Source organism: Bacillus sp. cl96, from assembly GCF_900100505.1.
GTDB classification, from domain to species: Bacteria; Bacillota; Bacilli; order Bacillales; family Bacillaceae_G; genus Bacillus_A; species Bacillus_A cereus.
Genome location: NZ_FNDM01000008.1, coordinates 159,729 through 177,595, shown reverse-complemented (window position 1 = coordinate 177,595; position 17,867 = coordinate 159,729). Strand labels below are relative to the sequence as shown.

Genomic DNA, 17,867 nt, shown 5'->3' with positions numbered 1-17,867 from the left:
GCCTCCATTTGCTATATATCCTTTAAATAATTTGGTAAGACCACTATGTTGTAACAAAGGGGGCATTTATTCGTAAACGTAGAATCCACGACCTGTTTTACGCCCTAACCATCCTGCATTCACATACTTACGTAATAACGGACATGGGCGATATTTACTATCTCCTAATCCTTCATGCAACACTTCCATAATGTATAAACACGTATCTAAACCGATAAAATCGGCGAGTGTCAAAGGCCCCATCGGATGGTTCATACCAAGCTTCATGACTTCATCAATTGCTTCTTTCGTCGCTACACCTTCATATAACGTATAAATTGCTTCGTTAATCATCGGTAGCAAAATACGATTTGATACAAAACCTGGGAAATCATTCACTTCAACTGGTACTTTCCCAATTTTTTTCGTAATATCTTCAATTGCTTCATATACCGCATCATCGGTAGCCAAACCACGAATAATCTCAACAAGCTTCATAACTGGAACTGGATTCATAAAGTGCATACCGATTACTTTTTCCGGACGCTTCGTTACCGCTGCAATTTCTGTAATTGGCAGAGATGACGTATTCGTTGCTAAAATTGCGTGTTCTGGAGCAATTTCATCTAGATTCGCAAAGATTTTCTTTTTAATATCCATTTTCTCAACAGCTGCTTCAATAATAAGATCCGCTTCTTTCACACAATCTAAATCAAGCGTTACTGTAAGACGATTTAATGTGGCTTCCTTCTCTTCTTCCTTCATACGTCCTTTTTCTACTTGCCGTGCTAAGTTTTTCGTAATGATAGCCAATCCTCTATCTAATTGCTCTTGCTTTAAATCTTGTACCTTCACGTCATACCCTGCCATTGCACATACTTGTGCAATTCCTGATCCCATTTGCCCTGCACCAATTACAACAATGTTTTGTACACCCATTTTTTCTTCCCCCTTAATTGTTAATAAATTTTATACCCTCGAACTTTAATTAGTGAACTTCAATCATCACTGCGTCCCCTTGACCGCCACCGCTACAAATCGAAGCAATTCCAATTCCACCGCCGCGCTGCTTAAGTGCATGGATTAGTGTAACGATAATGCGCGCTCCGCTTGCTCCAATTGGATGTCCCATCGCTACCGCGCCGCCATTTACATTCAATTTTTCCGGATCAATTCCTGCGATTTCTGTACTTGCAATTGCTACCGCTGCAAAGGCTTCATTAATCTCGAATAAATCAATGTCTTCAATTGTCTTTCCTGTTTTTTCAAGCAATGCGTTAATTGCATAACCTGGAGTTCTTGGGAAATCTTTAGATTCCACTGCAATTGCTGTATGCGCCAAAATTGTCGCTAATGGCTTTCTTCCTTCTTGCTTCGCTCTGTCTTCGCTCATTAATACAAGTGCGGCACCACCATCGTTTAGTCCCGGCGCATTACCAGCTGTCACCGTCGCTGTCTTATCAAATACAGGTTTTAACTTTGCTAACTTTTCAATCGTTGTATCTTCACGTGGCGCCTCATCCTTTGCAACGACAATAGGATCGCCTTTTCTTTGCGGAATCGTTACTGGCACGATTTCCTCTTCAAAACGCCCTTCTTTATGCGCTGAAACCGCACGCTGATGGCTACGATATGCCCATTCATCTTGCGCTTCACGAGAAATTCCATCTTCCTTTGCAACTTCTCCGCCATAAACGCCCATGTGTGTACCTGAAAATGCGCATGTTAAACCGTCAGCAACGTTTAAATCAATAACTTCGTTGTTGCCCATTCTGTATCCCCATCTTGCTCCACGTAAAATGTAAGGACTGTTACTCATCGACTCCATACCGCCAGCTACAATCAGTGATTGATCGCCAGTACGAATAATCTGATCCGCTAACGTAACCGCACGAAGCCCTGATGCACAAACTTTATTCACTGTTTCCGTCTGCACTTCCCAAGGGATTCCAGCAGCCCTCGCAGCTTGGCGCGATGGAATTTGTCCCTGCCCACCTTGAATAACCGTTCCAAATATAACTTCTTCAACATCACTAGCCGCAACATTTGCTCTTTCAAGCGCTGCTTTAATTGCAATTCCTCCGAGTTCCGTCGCTTTTACATCCTTTAAAGATCCTCCAAATTTTCCAACTGGTGTTCTTGCAGCACTTAAAATAACTGTTTTACTCATGTTTCTTTCCCCCATTTCATTTTTTAACACTGAGCGCTCGCTCGGTATTCCTACGTTGAGAAGAGGTGCAATCATTGCACCTCTTTCTAAAGTTGTATACATTCTTACAAACTACATTGCTTCTTTTTTCTGTCCGATAACAGATCGTTCTAAAATCTCTGTCACATCAAGAGTTTGAACTTTCTCTTCTACCTCTTTCGCTTTCGTTCCATCACTGATCATCGTTAAGCAATATGGACAACCTGTACCGATAATGGATGGCTGTACAGCTAATGCTTGTTCTGTACGAGCAACGTTAATACGAGAACCTGTTGTTTCTTCCATCCACATTAAGCCACCACCTGCGCCACAGCACATTCCAGTTTCACGGTTACGTGCCATTTCTACAAGATTCACTCCAGGAATCGCTTTCAAAATGTCACGTGGCGCTTCGTACACTTCGTTGTATCTTCCTAAATAACAGGAATCATGGTACGTAACTGTTTCTTCAATAGCGTGAACAGGCTTTAAGCGCCCTTCTTTCACCCACTGAGCTAACAATTCTGTATGATGATAGACTTCTGCTTGCAAGCCAAAGTCCGGATACTCATTTTTAAATGTGTTATAAGCATGAGGATCAATCGTAACGATTTTCTTCACTCCTGCCTTTTCAAATTCTTCGATATTCTTTGTCGCCATCTCTTGGAATACAAATTCATTTCCGAGGCGGCGTGGTGTATCTCCAGAATTCTTTTCTTTATTACCGAGAATTGCGAATGAAATGCCTGCTTCGTTCATTAACTTCGCAAACGATATCGCAATCTTCTGACTACGATTGTCGTATGATCCCATTGAACCAACCCAGAATAAATACTCGAATTCCTCCCCAGCTTTTGATTTTTCTTTTACAGTTGGAACTGTTACTTCGTCATCACCTTGGCGCCATGTTTCACGCTCTTTACGGTTCAGACCCCACGGATTCCCTTGACGCTCGATATTTGTCATCGCGCGTTGTGCTTCCGCGTCCATTTTTCCTTCTGTTAAAACGAGATATCGACGTAAATCAATAATTTTGTCAACATGCTCATTCATAACTGGGCATTGATCTTCACAGTTACGACACGTTGTACATGCCCAAATCTCTTCTTCTGTAATAACATCTCCGATTAAACTCGGATCGTAAGCAAGCGTTGTAGACGCTGATTCTTGTTGTCCTTTTCCAGCTGCCATCATCGCTAACTGATTTCCTTGTGTATTATTGAAGGCAACTACTGGAACCCACGGTGCTTTTGATGTTACCGCAGCTCCTTTATCAGTTAAATGATCGCGAAGTTTTAAAATTAAGTCCATCGGCGATAACATTTTTCCTGTTCCTGTTGCCGGACACATATTTGTACAACGGCCACACTCTACACAAGCGTATAAGTCAATAAGTTGATTTTGTCTAAAGTCTTCAATTTTACCAACACCAAATGTTTCTTGCGTTTCATCTTCAAAATCAATCTTTTCAAGCTTCCCTGGGTTTGAAAGACGACCGAAGAATACATTAGCTGGTCCTGCAATTAAATGCGCATGTTTTGATTGTGGAACATACACTAAAAACGTTAACAAAATTAGTAAATGCACCCACCAAGAAAAATAGAACACTGAAATGGCTACGGTTTCATTTATCCCGCTAAAAACGTAAGCGATTGCAGAAGCAATTGGTTCACTCCATGAAAGCTCCTCGCCATGCCATATAAGTCCCATACCGTTACCAAGTAGCACAGAAATCATTAAGCCACCGATAAAGATAAGAACAAGACCTGATTTGAAGTTACGTTTTAAACGAACAAGCTTTTCTACATAACGTCTATGAAAAGCCCAAAATACTGCAATTAAAATAACAAGTGTGACAATTTCCTGGAAGAATGTAAATGCAGGGTATAGTGGTCCAAGTGGAAGATGTAATCCTGGTGCGAGTCCTTTCCAAACGAAGTCAATTGCTCCAAATTGGACAAGAATAAATCCGTAAAAGAACATAACGTGAATGATGCCGCTTTTCTTATCTTTCAGCAGCTTTTTTTGACCGAAAACATTGACCTTAAGGAGATCCCAACGCTCTTTAAAACGACGGTCAAATTCAATTTTTTTTCCTAATTGTATGTAGGCCATTCTCGTCCGTATAAGATATACAAACAAATATCCTGCATAAGCAATAACAGCAATGGCAGCCAGCCAATTAATGATCAGTAAGCTATTCATTTTTATGCTACCCCTCTCTTTGTAAGCCCTCTTTCTTTTTTGAATCTTCAAAAATATATAATTTTCTGAATTATATCCCCTATCCCCATTATATAATGAGTGAGCATTCAGTCAACAGTTTTTTGTTATAGAACAACACATTTTTTCATAAAGCTGTTTATTTCGGTGAAACTATAAAGTGAAACTTTAATCAGCAGGGGTGGTTCATCCCCCGCTGATTATTAGTTGAACCAATCGGGCTTTTACGGGCAGTTGATTTCCAAACTAGCTTCTGCTTATTCATCAATTTTTGAAATAGGAAGCTTACTGCCCGTTAAAACGGGATAAAGTGAAACTTTAACCAGTACAAGATCTATCCTCTAAAGAAATTTATAATAACAGCCGTGCTACCCGTATCATTTGTAACACACTGAAGGTGAAAAGAATGCGAAGGAGGGAATTCACTAATGCTCTACTTATCTCTTTTGTTAATATCCGTTGCTCTTTGGATTACAATTGACCTTTCATACGGGAGACTTCTTCATTTAAAACGAGTAAGCTCTCGCACTTTCCCTTTACGTCAAAGTGATTTTCACCTTTATACATACGGGAAAGATTTGTATGACGCTTTATTTACTGATATAAAACAAGCACAGCATCACATTCATATTTTATTCTTCATTGTAAAAAACGATAAAATCAGTCGTGAATTTTTAAAATTGCTGATTGATAAGGCTCAGGAAGGAATTGAAGTACGACTTTTACTTGATCGATTTGGCAGCCATTCTTTATCAAACGAAGCTATTCGCTCCCTGCAAAAACATGGTGTATCTTTTTCATTTTGTCATAAGGTAAAATTTCCTCTGCCTTTCTTTTCTGCCAATCAACGAAATCATAGGAAAATTACAGTGATTGATGGGAAAACCGGCTATATCGGGGGATTTAATATCGGTGAAGAGTATCTAGGGCATAATGAATATTTAGGATTATGGCGAGACTACCATTTACGTCTTACAGGAGAAGGGGTTCAAGATTTACAAAAGCAATTTTTGCATGACTGGTTTGATGATACGAAACAAAATTTATTAGATGCTTCTCTTTATTTTCCAAAACAAAACCCAGGTACCATCCTGCATCAATTTATTCCGACTGATGGGGCTTATTTACAGCATACTTTTTTACATTTAATTAACGCGGCAAAAAAAGAAATCTGTATCGGTACACCATATTTCATTCCTGGAAAAAAAATTATGAATGCCTTATTAAAAGCAAGAGAAAGAGGGGTTCAAATCACAATTCTTGTTCCAGAAAAAGCTGATCACCCTCTTGTTCGAGAAGCCAAATTTCCGTACTGCCGAAAATTAATACAGGCTGGTTGCAATATTTATGCATTTCAACAAGGTTTTTTTCACGCCAAAATTATTATAGTAGACGATGATATTTGCGATATCGGAACAGCAAACTTTGATATGAGAAGTTTATATATTAACCATGAAATAAACTGCCTGTTATATAATAAACATTTCATTCAAACAGTAAAAAAGAAATTCCATGAAGATCTAGAGAATGCATCTGTACTTTCCTATAGCGATGTAAACCCGCCTTCTCTTATCGATAGAGGAAAGGAATGGATTGGAACAATATTTGCTTTCTTTTTATAGGAAAGACAATGAATAAAAGAGGTGTATCTCATATGCTTATACGGTTTGGATATGTCTCACATGCAATGGCACTCTGGGACTGTTCTCCTGCCAAAACAATGACGTTTACAAGCTTTAAGAAACTCAGCAAGCAAGAGCGAGAAGACAAACTGTACCATGTTATAAGGCAAAATTTAGAGCACACAATACGTATCCTTCATTACAATATAGCGCATGAAATCCCACTATATCGCCTATCGTCTTCCATCGTCCCACTTGCAACACATCCCGAAGTCGAGTTTGACTATATTGGGGTATTCACACCACTTTGGCGTAAAATAGGGGCTTTAATTAAAGAACACAATTTACGAATAAGTTTTCATCCAAATCAATTTACGCTATTTACAAGCGACAAGCCACATATTACTACTAACGCTATTACGGATATGACTTATCATTATAAAATATTGGATGCTATAGGCATTGCAGATTCTTCTTACATTAATATTCATGTAGGTGGAGCCTATGGAAATAAAGAAAAGGCAATTGAGCGCTTCCATGAAAACATAAAAAAACTTCCTACACATATAAAAAAACAAATGACTCTTGAAAATGATGATAAAACCTATACAACCGCTGAAACTTTATCAATTTGCCAAAAAGAAAATATTCCATTTGTATTTGATTATCATCATCATATGGCCAATCTTTGCGAGGAACCACTAGAAGAGTTGCTTCCTGCAATTTTTGAAACTTGGTCACATACAAATATCTCTCCTAAAGTTCACATTTCCTCCCCGAGATCGGAAAAAGAATTTAGGGCTCATGCTGAATATATCGATTTAGAGTTTATTAAGCCTTTCTTACACATTGCAAAAAAACACAATCATAATTTCGATATTATGATTGAAAGTAAACAAAAAGACTTAGCACTATTCCAATTAATAGATGAACTTTCTGCTATAAGAGGAATTAAAAGAATAGGTGGTGCAATGTTACAGTGGTAAATTGTAACTTTGCACCATTTTTTCAAAAAAGTAATTTTTATAGTAAAAAACATCCTATTTTATATGCTATTATTTAAATTAGCATTCCCTCGAGATTCAACTTTATTGAAACGGAGTCATAATATGATTAATCAAAAAAAATATGTACAATTTGTCATAATATACATATCTATATTTGCTCTTTGGATACTCTTTATTCCAAATGAATCGCATATAAAGGAGATTGGAATTCTTTTCTTATTCTGTTTCGCTGCACTTTTTTCTTGTCACTGTTTATATAAAGCTATTAAGAGAATGAAACGCAGCGATAAACTATTTTGGATTTTATTACTATGTACTTGCCTATGTGGGTTAGTTATGGAGATAACCCTATTTCTTAGTTCACTTTCTATACATGATCAATCTATATTTTCATATAAAGCATTACCTTTTTTTATCATACAATATATTTTGCTCTTTGTTGGATTTGCTATAAAGTTTATAAAAAATTATTCTATTAAGGGGCTTTCTCAATTTTCATTCGATAGCATCTTTATTATTATTATGAACATTTATTTCACCTTAACTTTTATCTTAGACCTTTCAAGCTTCCGCATGTTAACAAAGGATACTTGGATTTTAATTGGGTATTTCATTGCACAATCATTAGTAATTTACGCCGTTATTAGCCTATATAGAAGAGAACAATATTCTTCTAGTAGAATTGCATTAATTATCGGTTTCACTATTATACTCGTATACGGTTATATTCATCTGTTTCAATTGAATTTTGGGATGAAAACTTCTGCTGAAATTAATTATTTAATACACACTGCTTCTATTTTATTAATTGGACTTTCTTCCATACTATATATTTTAGATAAACCAATGCAGCATGAAACGAAAACAAAATATTATCGATTCGATTATGTACGTTTTATACTACCTTATTTTAGTATAATTATTACTTTTTCTTTTATTATCATTCAACCTTGGGATGATAAATTCATGTTAATCGGTCTCGTATTATCACTTATTTTGTTATTCTTGCGGCAACTTTACATGTGGAAAGATAATCAAGCACTAATTCATACATATGAACAGTTGACTACACAACTAGAGGACGAAGTTGAAGAAGGTGCATTTGCATTATCAAAAAGTGAACAACGTTATAAATCTTTATTCGAGGACCATCCCGATGCCGTTTTCTCTTTAAATATGAATGGCATTTTTCAACAATCTAATAAGGCGTGCGAAAGCTTATTTACTGCCTATTATTGCGAAGTGGCAAGCTATTCTCTGGTACACTTCATTGATTCAAAAGACCACGAACTACTAAAGAAGGCTTTACAAATTACAAAGGAAGGTAGGCCACAAACGTTAGAAGTTCGTACAAAAGAACAAGAAGGCTATTATTATTATCTCCATATTACACTTATCCCTACTTTTATAAACAAAGAAGTGGTCGGAATGTTTGGGATAGCACGTGATATTACCACCTTATATGAAAAACAAAAACAAGTAGAACATTTAGCCTTTCACGATGCACTTACTGGATTACCAAATCGTCGAAAGTTCGAAAAAGATTTAAAAGCCATTTTAAATACAGCCCAAACTAACGCAAATGATGTCGCCGTCATATTCCTTGATTTAGATCGATTTAAAAAAATTAACGATAGACTTGGCCATGACGTTGGAGATTTATTATTAATTGAAGTAGCAAAAAGATTACGCGGTTGCTTGCGTTCAAAAGATATCGTCGCTCGCCAAGGTGGAGATGAGTTTACAATTCTATTACCAGAAATGTACTCAGAAAAAAGTGCAATTTTTATAGCTGAACAGATTTTAACTATTTTAAACAAACCATTCTTCATTCAAGGCGAAGAACTCTCTATTACACCAAGTATCGGAATTGCGATGTACCCTGATTATGGAACTGATGTAAATGAGTTAATGAAAAATGCTGATATGGCTATGTATCGTGCGAAAGCAAATGGAAAAAACAGATTTGTTTTCTTCTCAAAAGAAATGAGTATCGCTCAAAATGAAATTCAATTCTTAGAAGGTGAACTTTCAAAAGCATTACAACAAAATGAATTTTTCCTTGAATACCAGCCACAAGTAAGCACAAAAACAAAACAAATTATCGGTTTTGAAGCATTAATACGTTGGAAGCATCCAAAACTCGGTATCGTATCTCCTGCCCAATTTATCCCTCTAGCAGAGGAAACTGGTTTTATTATTGAACTTGGCAATTGGATTTTACGTACTGCTTGTTTAGAGGCAAAAAGATGGCATAATCAAGGTTTCTCTCACTTAAAAGTTGGTGTAAATTTATCTGTTGTTCAATTTAACCATGCAGATTTAATCCCAACTATTTCAAAGGTATTGGAAGAAACAGAACTGAAACCAGAAGCACTAGATATTGAAATTACGGAAAGCATCGCAATTAATCAAAATCAATCTGTAGTTGCAAAACTAGAACAACTTCAAAATCTCGGTATTCAAATTTCAATCGACGACTTTGGAACTGGTTATAGTTCTTTAGCTTATTTAACAAAATATCCAATCAACACATTAAAAATCGCTCGAGAGTTTATTTGTGGAATTACAACTAGCCCTTTAGAAGAAGCAATTGTCTCTTCCATTATTACACTATCAAAACAACTAAATTTAGAAGTGATTGCAGAAGGTGTAGAAACGGAAGAAGAATGGGAATTTTTACATAAACAAAATTGTGATCACATTCAAGGATTCTTTATTAGCAAACCTGTTTCTAGTAAAGACGTTTGGATGTTACTCCATAAAAAAACAACCGCCTAAGTAAGACGGTTGTTTTTTAATATTCAAAAGGTAAATCTTTAGCTAATTGTACCTCTTGATCGTTATGAGAAATTATATGGCTTTTCTCTAATGCCGTATCGCCTAATGAAATACCCCATGCCATCGCTAACGTTAATAAACTACCAATAAGTAATTTCTTCATATTCCATCACCCACATTTTTTATTTTAATATATCATGAAAATTTATCTCTATTATATGCAATTATGCATACCCATTTTTTAGGATATTTATCTACTGATTTTATTTACGAGAGCTTCTTTATATGTATGCATTTCTAATATATCAAAAAAGAAGCTTGCCTTTTTATATGCATCTTCAACCTCTGCCCTATCGTACTCCAACTTCCCTAGGCATTCACCTCTTTGATAATATAGCTGTCCAATTAATGCCATACTATTAATTCGGCATGATATTTCAATCGCTTTATTTACTTGATAAAGTGACTCTTCATATTGATTATCTAAATATAATGCTTTCGCATGATTATATCTTACCTTCACTTCAAATTCTTCATTATCATGCAATACCTCTAATTGTTTTAATATATCTTCAAATAACTCAATACTCTTCTTAAAATAGCTATTTTCAGCATAAATATTTGCAATCGCATTTTCTATATAAAGATTTTGGTATACGTCTATTCCAGCTAACTGTTGATTTAACAATTTTTTTAATTCTAAAATACAATATTCGTAATCGATTTTCTTTAATATGTAAGCTGCTACATGATATTGCCATTGAAGAAATTGCTGGAATTCAGGATGATATTCTTCCTTTTTCAGCTCATTCCATACTTTATTATAAATTTCTTTATATCTTTTTTGCTTACAAAGCATAATGATTTGATCTTTAAACTGTTTTTTTCTTTCAATATCGGAATAAATGAGTACCTCATAAAAATGAATAATAGGAACTTGTAATTTTGCTGCGATACCTTGCAATATATCCATACTTGGGTATACCGCACCCGATTCAATTCTACTCACTTCCGATTGATGACATATATTATCGGATAACTGTTTCTGTGTTAATCCTCTCATCACCCTAATTTTCTTAATTTCACTTCCTAATTTTTCTGCGTGCATACTTACTCACCATCCCATTAGAACAATCTAATTTTTTGAGTTGTCATACCACTACAATAATGTGAATTCGACAATTTTTGATATGAAATAATGCATAATATATATAAAATTCGGCAAATTTTTCATACAATTCATCTCACATACAATAATAGATTAGGAGTGTTATAGATGAATTATAGAAAACTTGCTAGTGCTTTCGTTACATTCGGTCTTCTTTGCCCTTTATCAACAGAAGCTATTCATGCTCAAGAATTAGACAAAAGTGCAGTCAAAGTTGAAATTGCTCAGCCTGGTTTAACAATCGGGAAATTAACACAACCTCAAAATGATACGAAAGAAAATATTGCTAAAAAGTATTTAAAAGGTGAGGTAAATGGGGCGAAAGCTCAACAAGAACAAGTCACTACTGAAAAAAATGTAGATTTCCAACCTACAAATAAAGAAACCAAAGAAAATCAAACCGAAGTTCGCCTTGCACAAACATATAAAAACTATAAAGTATATGGCCAAGATCTCATTGTAAAAGTAGATAAAAATGGAGTAATCACAACTGTTAGTGGTAAAGTTGTTCAAAATTTAAATCAACAACCTAATCTTACTATAACAAATTTTTTGTCGAAAAATGAAGTAAAATCTAAATTACGCGATATAGTTCAAATTCCAAGCGATGCAGTTGAGACAGAATTCTCTAGCGAAACCGTTGTTTATAAGAAAAAAGATGGCTATTATACATTCGCAACTGTTATTACATTTACTTATGAAAACAATGAACAAATTATAAACGGCAATGCTATCGTTGATTTAAAAACTGGAGAAGTACTTTTCCAAGAAAAGTTCATTAAAAACAAAGAGAATAAGACTATAAATCAAGTAACATCACCTAGATTATCCCCTGCAAGTGAGCAAGGAACTGGGAAAAATGCACTTCAAGAAAACATCTCTTTCAATATTGCCAAAGGAACTGATGGAAAATTTTATTTAGCGGATTTATCACGCGGAAATGGTATTTATATTTATAATGCAAACTACGCCGATTCCCTTGGAGGATATAGTCAAGCTGGTTATCCAGGGACACTAATTTCAAGTAGTACTCCTAATTTTGCAGATAAAGAAGCCGCGGGCGCTATGAAGAACATGAGTGATATTTACGATTACTTTAAGAAAGAACATAATCTAAAAAGTTACGACAATAAAGATTCAAAAGTTGTTGCTAGTGTACACGGTTTTGATTCTACTGAAGTTAGTGATGGTGTAAAAGAAGACTATGTAAATGCATTTTGGCATCCCGCTTGGAACCAAATGGTATTTGGTGATGGTTTAGACGGAAAACTAACATCCGCTCTTGATGTAACAGCTCATGAATTTGGACATGCTGTATTCAGTGGCACAACGAAAAATAAAGTCGTGAGATATCCAAGCGCTGAAACATCTGCACTAAACGAGGGATTAGCGGATTTCTGGGGTACACAAATCGAATATTACGTAAAGAAAGATAAAGGAAACTGGATTATGGGCGATACATTAGGTGGCCTAACAATTCGTGATATCCCAAGGGAAATTGGTGACGGCGGTCATAAACTATATACAAATTTACAAGATTTCTATAACGATGGTAATAATCAAGAATCACACGTGAATTCTGGTATTATCAGTCACGTATTATATCAATTAGCTGAAGGTAAAACATATAACGGTGTTGCTGTTCAAAAACAAGGAAATGAAAAAGTAAGTAAAGTTGTTATGCGTGCATTGCAAAATTATGCAACTTCCGCTGAAGACTTTGAATCACTTCAATCTCATATCGTACAAGCTGCAAAAGATTTATATGGCACTGCCGTATCAAATGAATTTGCAAAGGCATTTGAAGCACACGGTTACAAACCGTTACAAAAAGTAAATCAAGTAATAGAAGTACAATAATTATAAAAAGAAGGTTACCTCTCATAGGTAACCTTCTTTTTATATCCAACCCTTTTCTTCCGCAATTGTAATTGCCTCAATTCTATTTTTCGCATCAAGCTTCGCTAATACTTCAGAAATATAATTACGTACTGTACCCGGCGAAAGATAAAGTGCCTTCGCAATTTCGTTTGCCGTCTTTCCTTCTTTCGCAAGCAACAGTACTTCCTTTTCGCGATCTGACAACGGATTTTGCTCCTGCCATAAGCCAAACATTAAATCTTGGGAGACCTCTCGTTTCCCCTTCATTACATTACGAATTGCTGCCGCTAAATCTTCACTTGGGCTATCCTTTAATAAATAGCCGTGCACACCAGCTTTCATTGCTCTTTCAAAATATCCCGGCCGTGCAAATGTTGTTAAAATCATTACTTTGCATGATGATTTTTCTTTCTTTAAAGTCTCAGCGACATCCAATCCACTTTGAATCGGCATTTCAATATCCATAATACTTACATCTGGCTTTAACGATTCAATTAATTCTAACGCCTCTTCCCCGTTCGCAGCTTGCCCAATTACTTCGATATCATCTTCTAGATCAAGCAGGGCCCCTAATGCACCACGAAGCATCCGCTGGTCTTCTGCAATAATAATTCGAATCATGCCCTCACCTCATCTTTTCCTGTTCTAATAACAACTGGAACTTTTACCGTTAATAACGTCCCTGGATTGATTGTACCTAGTTCAACAAATCCATCAATAAGAGCAATTCGTTCTTTCATGCCGCGAATACCATTTCCATCATGATTTTGATCTGTTAAACCGATTCCGTTATCTTCTACTTTCAAAATCAGTTCACCTTGTGATTCTAATACAGAAACTGCGCACCGCGTTGCCTTACTATGTTTTACAACATTTGTAACGGCCTCACGTAAACACATCCCGACAATATTTTGTTCAATTGGTGATAACGAGCTCGATCTTGCTTCTTGCCTCACTTCTAATTCAATATTAGCTGCTTGTAAGATCGCTTTTATTTGCTCTAGCTCTTCTTCTACCGTAATCATACGCATATCAGAAATTAATTCTCTCAGCTGTTTTAAGGCTGTACGAGATGTTTGTGTAATTTCCTTCGCTTCCGCACTTGCACGCTCTGGATTTTTCACAATTAACTTCTCTACAAGCTGGCTTTTCAAAGTAATAAGAGATAACGTATGCCCTAATGTGTCATGAAGATCTCTTGCAATCCGCTGCCGTTCTTCACGTTTTACTAAGTCTTTAATTTGCTCGTTCGCCTGATCCAATTGATTTCTTAACATCTTTTTCTGATTAAAATTGCGCATACCAAATGGCGTAAGAAGCATTAAAATAAACATTGGAACGATATTTACTAAACTTGTAGTTGTTAGTTGATTCATATTTACAAATAAAAATGCTCCAAGCATGATAACTAACGAACATAACAGCACTCGAAATACTTTCTTATTTGGCGCAAATCCCATCGCACTTGCTGTGAAAAAGCCAAAAAATATCATAAAAGGATTATAAAATAAAGCAAATAAAAAGATGAGTACCATTTGAATACACGCCCAAAAAACAAACGTCCTCTGAACAAAATAAAGCTGACGGTATGTGACGATAAAAATTATCAACATACCGCTTCCTATTACAAGCTTCCATCCTGATGCCTGCGCTAAGTGATAAATTGGAAATAATAGATAAACAAACCACATATACGGGAAGAATCCCATATGTTTCGGAAAAATCTCAATCCTCTTCTTCTCTATCATTTATACCGCTTCCTGTCTTTTTCTTATATATATTGATACTACAACAAATATAAGGAAATAACCTCCTAATACCGCGATATTTTCCCATCCAATTGATTTTCCAGCTACAATATCCCACGCACCACTTCCGAAATGGTATGTCGGTGTCCATTCACCAATCGTTCTTAATATTTTGGGGAATACTTCAATCGGCATCCATAACCCGCCAACTATAGCTAAACTCATATTTAAAATATTTGCTAAGCCAGCAGCTGCGTCCGCCTTCTTAATGGAACCTATTACTGTTCCTAACGCTAAAAATGGTGTTACCCCTAACAATAACCATAATCCCGCACCAATCCATTGCCCTACCGTTAACTCAACATGATTAATTAGTATACCTGCAATAAAGATAACTAATATTGAAAAAGCATTTACTACTGTTTGAGCGATAATTTTTGCTGTTAAATATGCTCCCTCTGGAAGCGGTGTAATTTTTAGAAGATGTGTCCATCCTTGCCCTCTTTCCTGAGAAAGTCTCACACCGAAACTAAAGAGTGCAGTCCCTACAATACTGAAAGTTGCCATCGAAATTAAATAATGTGCTTTCCACGCATCTCCGTTTTGTGGTACTTGAACAACATTTGTGAAAATGTAGTAAAACATAACAGGCATTAATAATGAGAAAAAGATAAATAATTTATTGCGGAATGTACGTAAAATTTCTATTTTGCATTGCATCCATAATGCTCTCATGCGATTTCCTCCTTCTGATTTGCGACAAACTGTTCGAATGCTTCATCAAGACTTCCACGTTCAACTGAAACATCTGTTACAGGTAAACTCTTTTGATAAATGGCTTTTAAAGTTGCATCCGTATCCTCCGTTGTTAAAATGAAGCGTCCTTCGCTTGACTTTACTTCTGTTACATTTGGTAATTCCTTTAGTAATTTTGTAGGAATGCTTTCCTTCGAGTAAAATGTGATTGTTTTTCGCGAAATCGTCGCTTTCATTTCGTCTGGTGTACCATCTGCGATAATCTTTCCGTTCGCAAATAATAAGATACGATTTGCTAAAGCATCTGCTTCTTCTAAATAATGCGTCGTTAAAATAATTGTTTTCCCTTCACTTGCTAACTTTCGAATCGTTTCCCAAAACATTCTTCGAGACGTAATATCCATTCCGACTGTCGGCTCATCTAAAAATAACAAATCTGGATTTCCCGCAAGTGCAAGCGCAAAATTCAACCTTCTTTTTTGCCCACCTGATAACTTCTCACATCTTTGCTTTCGCTCTGATTCTAAATTTGATAACTGCAGTAACGTTTCTTTCGCTATAGGATTCGTATAATAACTACGGAATAACTCGATTGCCTCTTCCACCGTAATACTATCAATGACACTTACTTCTTGCAGCATCGCACCGAGGCTATTACGAACATCTCTATGCTTTGGACTCTTTCCAAATATAAAGACCTTACCTTCTGTCGGGTCCTTTAATCCAAGCATCATCGACATCGTCGTTGTTTTCCCCGCACCATTCGGACCAAGTAACGCTACTATTTCCCCTTTATTTACATGAAATGAAACATTATTTACTGCGTTTTTATGTTTAAATGTTTTAGAAACACCATTTACTTCAATAATCTTTTCCATCTCTCCACCCCCGCTGTTTCTTATATTTACATTGTATTACTTGGAAAACTTAGGAAACAGTATGATGCGTCATGACATCGATATGACAATTGTCATGTATTCTTTATGAGAGGAATCAACCTGCATGCCGCAAGCGAGTAGCAGGACGAAAATAAACATGATACAATCGGATAAGATATATATTCGAGGAAGGACAGTGGTTTTCATGATTATTCGTAATGAACAAGATTTAGAAGGCTTACGAAAAATCGGCCGCATCGTTGCGCTTGCACGTGAAGAAATGAAAAAACAAGCGAAGCCAGGTATGACAACGAAAGAGCTTGATTTGATCGGTAAAAAAGTATTAGATGAGCATGGTGCTATTTCTGCACCTGAAAAAGAATATGATTTCCCAGGTGTAACTTGCATTAGTGTAAATGAGGAAGTTGCTCATGGTATTCCAGGAGATCGCGTATTAAAGGAAGGCGACTTAGTAAACGTCGATGTATCTGCTGCACTTGATGGCTATTATGCAGATACAGGTATCTCATTTGTTCTTGGAGAAGACGAAGCAAAAGAAAAGCTTTGCCAAGCAGCGGTTGATGCATTTTGGGCAGCAATGAAAAAGGTTAGAGCTGGCTCAAAACAAAATCAAATTGGTCGTGCTGTTTCAAACTTCGCACATAAAAGTGGATACAATGTTATTCAAAACTTAACTGGTCACGGCATTGGTCTTAGCTTACATGAAGCACCAAATCACATTTTAAGTTACTATGATCCAATGGATAATGCGCTTCTAAAAGACGGTCTTGTTATCGCTGTAGAACCGTTCATCTCTATGAAAGCTGATCATATTATTGAACGTGGTGACGACGGCTGGACATTCGTTACACCTGATAAAAGTCTTGTTGCACAATGTGAACATACGGTTGTCGTAACGCGCGGCGAACCAATAATTTTAACAGAAATCTAATACCAAAAACGGCTGTTTTGTAGATTTATTCCACATAAAACAGCCGTTTTTATTTTTGGGAAAATATGTGAACTACTGTTGAACTCTTTATCATTTAAGTATATAATCTTTAGCGGAGGTTACTTAAGCTTATCTTTACTAAAAAGATATTGTAACTAAAAACACCTTCTTTCTTATTGTTTAAACAGTCTCAAAAATGACCGTAGTAACGTGTTAGTCGAATATTCTGTAATTCTTATATTCCTCTAACAATGTAAGAAACTATCATCTTTCAACTTCGGTCCACTAATCGCACAACTCTCTTTAGACAAAATAAATGACTATTTTCAAAGTACGTATTGTCTTCATTCTGACCAAAACCAACCCTATCTAGCTTTTTATCTCCACATAACTTTAAGGCAAAAATAAGCCTTCACAAAGGGATACACTACATTGGTTAGTATGTATCGTAAAACTTACCTTTATAACCATTCTTTTTTACTAGATATACATGAAAACTATCTCACATATAAAGGTCTGATATCATTCTTTATATCAGTATTTTTTTCGACATTTTTTGTCGAATTGTGTATATTTCCATAGAACTGTGTAAATATACATTTTGTTTTACGTTAAACAATTTTACTTTGAACATAATCCTGTTTGTCTGAGAACGCGTATAGAAACGGAGGGATAGCAAAAATA

Annotated in this window: 14 protein-coding genes; 5 read left to right on the top strand and 9 right to left on the bottom strand. The window is 35.9% G+C overall.

The features are described 5' to 3' along the window. Window positions 1-66: 66 nt before the first annotated feature. Genes BLT20_RS18575 through BLT20_RS18565 form a run of 3 tightly spaced genes read right to left on the bottom strand, consistent with a single transcriptional unit; the run spans window position 67 to window position 4,372 of the window. A complete protein-coding gene (locus BLT20_RS18575; protein ID WP_000538874.1) occupies window positions 67-918 on the bottom strand; it encodes a 3-hydroxybutyryl-CoA dehydrogenase in 852 nt (283 codons plus the stop codon). Window positions 919-967: 49 nt separating this feature from the next. Then, complete coding sequence (locus BLT20_RS18570; RefSeq protein ID WP_002026635.1) at window positions 968-2,251, bottom strand: acetyl-CoA C-acetyltransferase; 1,284 nt, start codon at window positions 2,249-2,251, stop codon at window positions 968-970. Window positions 2,252-2,260: 9 nt separating this feature from the next. Then, on the bottom strand, window positions 2,261-4,372 hold the full coding sequence (locus tag BLT20_RS18565) for a (Fe-S)-binding protein (RefSeq protein WP_001086755.1): 2,112 nt from the start codon (window positions 4,370-4,372) through the stop codon (window positions 2,261-2,263). A gap of 446 nt (window positions 4,373-4,818) precedes the next feature. Here BLT20_RS18565 and cls point away from each other — a divergent pair, with 446 nt between their 5' ends. The 3 genes from cls (at window position 4,819) to BLT20_RS18550 (ending at window position 9,800) form a co-directional block, all read left to right on the top strand. Then, entirely contained in the window at window positions 4,819-6,012 is a 1,194-nt protein-coding gene (cls, locus tag BLT20_RS18560; RefSeq protein WP_000966422.1) for a cardiolipin synthase, read from the top strand. Window positions 6,013-6,044: 32 nt separating this feature from the next. Next, window positions 6,045-6,998, top strand: coding sequence for a UV DNA damage repair endonuclease UvsE (uvsE, locus tag BLT20_RS18555; protein ID WP_002184090.1), 954 nt, complete (start codon window positions 6,045-6,047; stop codon window positions 6,996-6,998). Window positions 6,999-7,121: 123 nt separating this feature from the next. Further along, a complete protein-coding gene (locus tag BLT20_RS18550) occupies window positions 7,122-9,800 on the top strand; it encodes a DUF4084 domain-containing protein (RefSeq protein WP_002184091.1) in 2,679 nt (892 codons plus the stop codon). Between the two features lie 16 nt (window positions 9,801-9,816). Here the strand turns inward: BLT20_RS18550 and BLT20_RS18545 are convergent, their stop codons facing one another. Both BLT20_RS18545 and plcR read right to left on the bottom strand, forming a co-directional pair. Then, entirely contained in the window at window positions 9,817-9,963 is a 147-nt protein-coding gene (locus BLT20_RS18545; protein ID WP_000734730.1) for a quorum-sensing peptide PapR, read from the bottom strand. A gap of 87 nt (window positions 9,964-10,050) precedes the next feature. Next, window positions 10,051-10,908: a transcriptional regulator PlcR gene (plcR, locus tag BLT20_RS18540; protein ID WP_000542913.1), complete on the bottom strand. Its 858-nt coding sequence runs from the start codon at window positions 10,906-10,908 to the stop codon at window positions 10,051-10,053. A 168-nt stretch (window positions 10,909-11,076) separates the two neighbouring features. On the opposite strand from plcR, the gene BLT20_RS18535 reads away from it, so the two are divergent. Next, window positions 11,077-12,828 carry a M4 family metallopeptidase gene (locus BLT20_RS18535; protein ID WP_001109512.1) on the top strand — a complete coding sequence of 584 codons (1,752 nt, stop codon included), beginning with the start codon at window positions 11,077-11,079 and terminating at the stop codon, window positions 12,826-12,828. 39 nt (window positions 12,829-12,867) lie between these two features. On the opposite strand, the gene BLT20_RS18530 is transcribed toward BLT20_RS18535, so the two are convergent. From BLT20_RS18530 to BLT20_RS18515, 4 genes are read right to left on the bottom strand one after another with little or no spacing between them, the layout of a single operon-like run. Next, a complete protein-coding gene (locus BLT20_RS18530) occupies window positions 12,868-13,470 on the bottom strand; it encodes a response regulator transcription factor (protein ID WP_000619237.1) in 603 nt (200 codons plus the stop codon). After that, a complete protein-coding gene (locus tag BLT20_RS18525) occupies window positions 13,467-14,597 on the bottom strand; it encodes a sensor histidine kinase (RefSeq protein WP_000570607.1) in 1,131 nt (376 codons plus the stop codon). Before BLT20_RS18525 ends, BLT20_RS18530 begins: the two co-directional genes overlap by 4 nt. Continuing rightward, window positions 14,598-15,332: an ABC transporter permease gene (locus tag BLT20_RS18520; RefSeq protein ID WP_001202431.1), complete on the bottom strand. Its 735-nt coding sequence runs from the start codon at window positions 15,330-15,332 to the stop codon at window positions 14,598-14,600. It abuts the gene before it with no gap. Beyond that, window positions 15,329-16,231, bottom strand: coding sequence for an ABC transporter ATP-binding protein (locus BLT20_RS18515; protein WP_000411127.1), 903 nt, complete (start codon window positions 16,229-16,231; stop codon window positions 15,329-15,331). Before BLT20_RS18515 ends, BLT20_RS18520 begins: the two co-directional genes overlap by 4 nt. A 157-nt stretch (window positions 16,232-16,388) precedes the next feature. Here BLT20_RS18515 and map point away from each other — a divergent pair, with 157 nt between their 5' ends. Continuing rightward, a complete protein-coding gene (gene map / locus BLT20_RS18510; RefSeq protein ID WP_003313889.1) occupies window positions 16,389-17,183 on the top strand; it encodes a type I methionyl aminopeptidase in 795 nt (264 codons plus the stop codon). The last annotated feature ends 684 nt before the right edge of the window (window positions 17,184-17,867 follow it).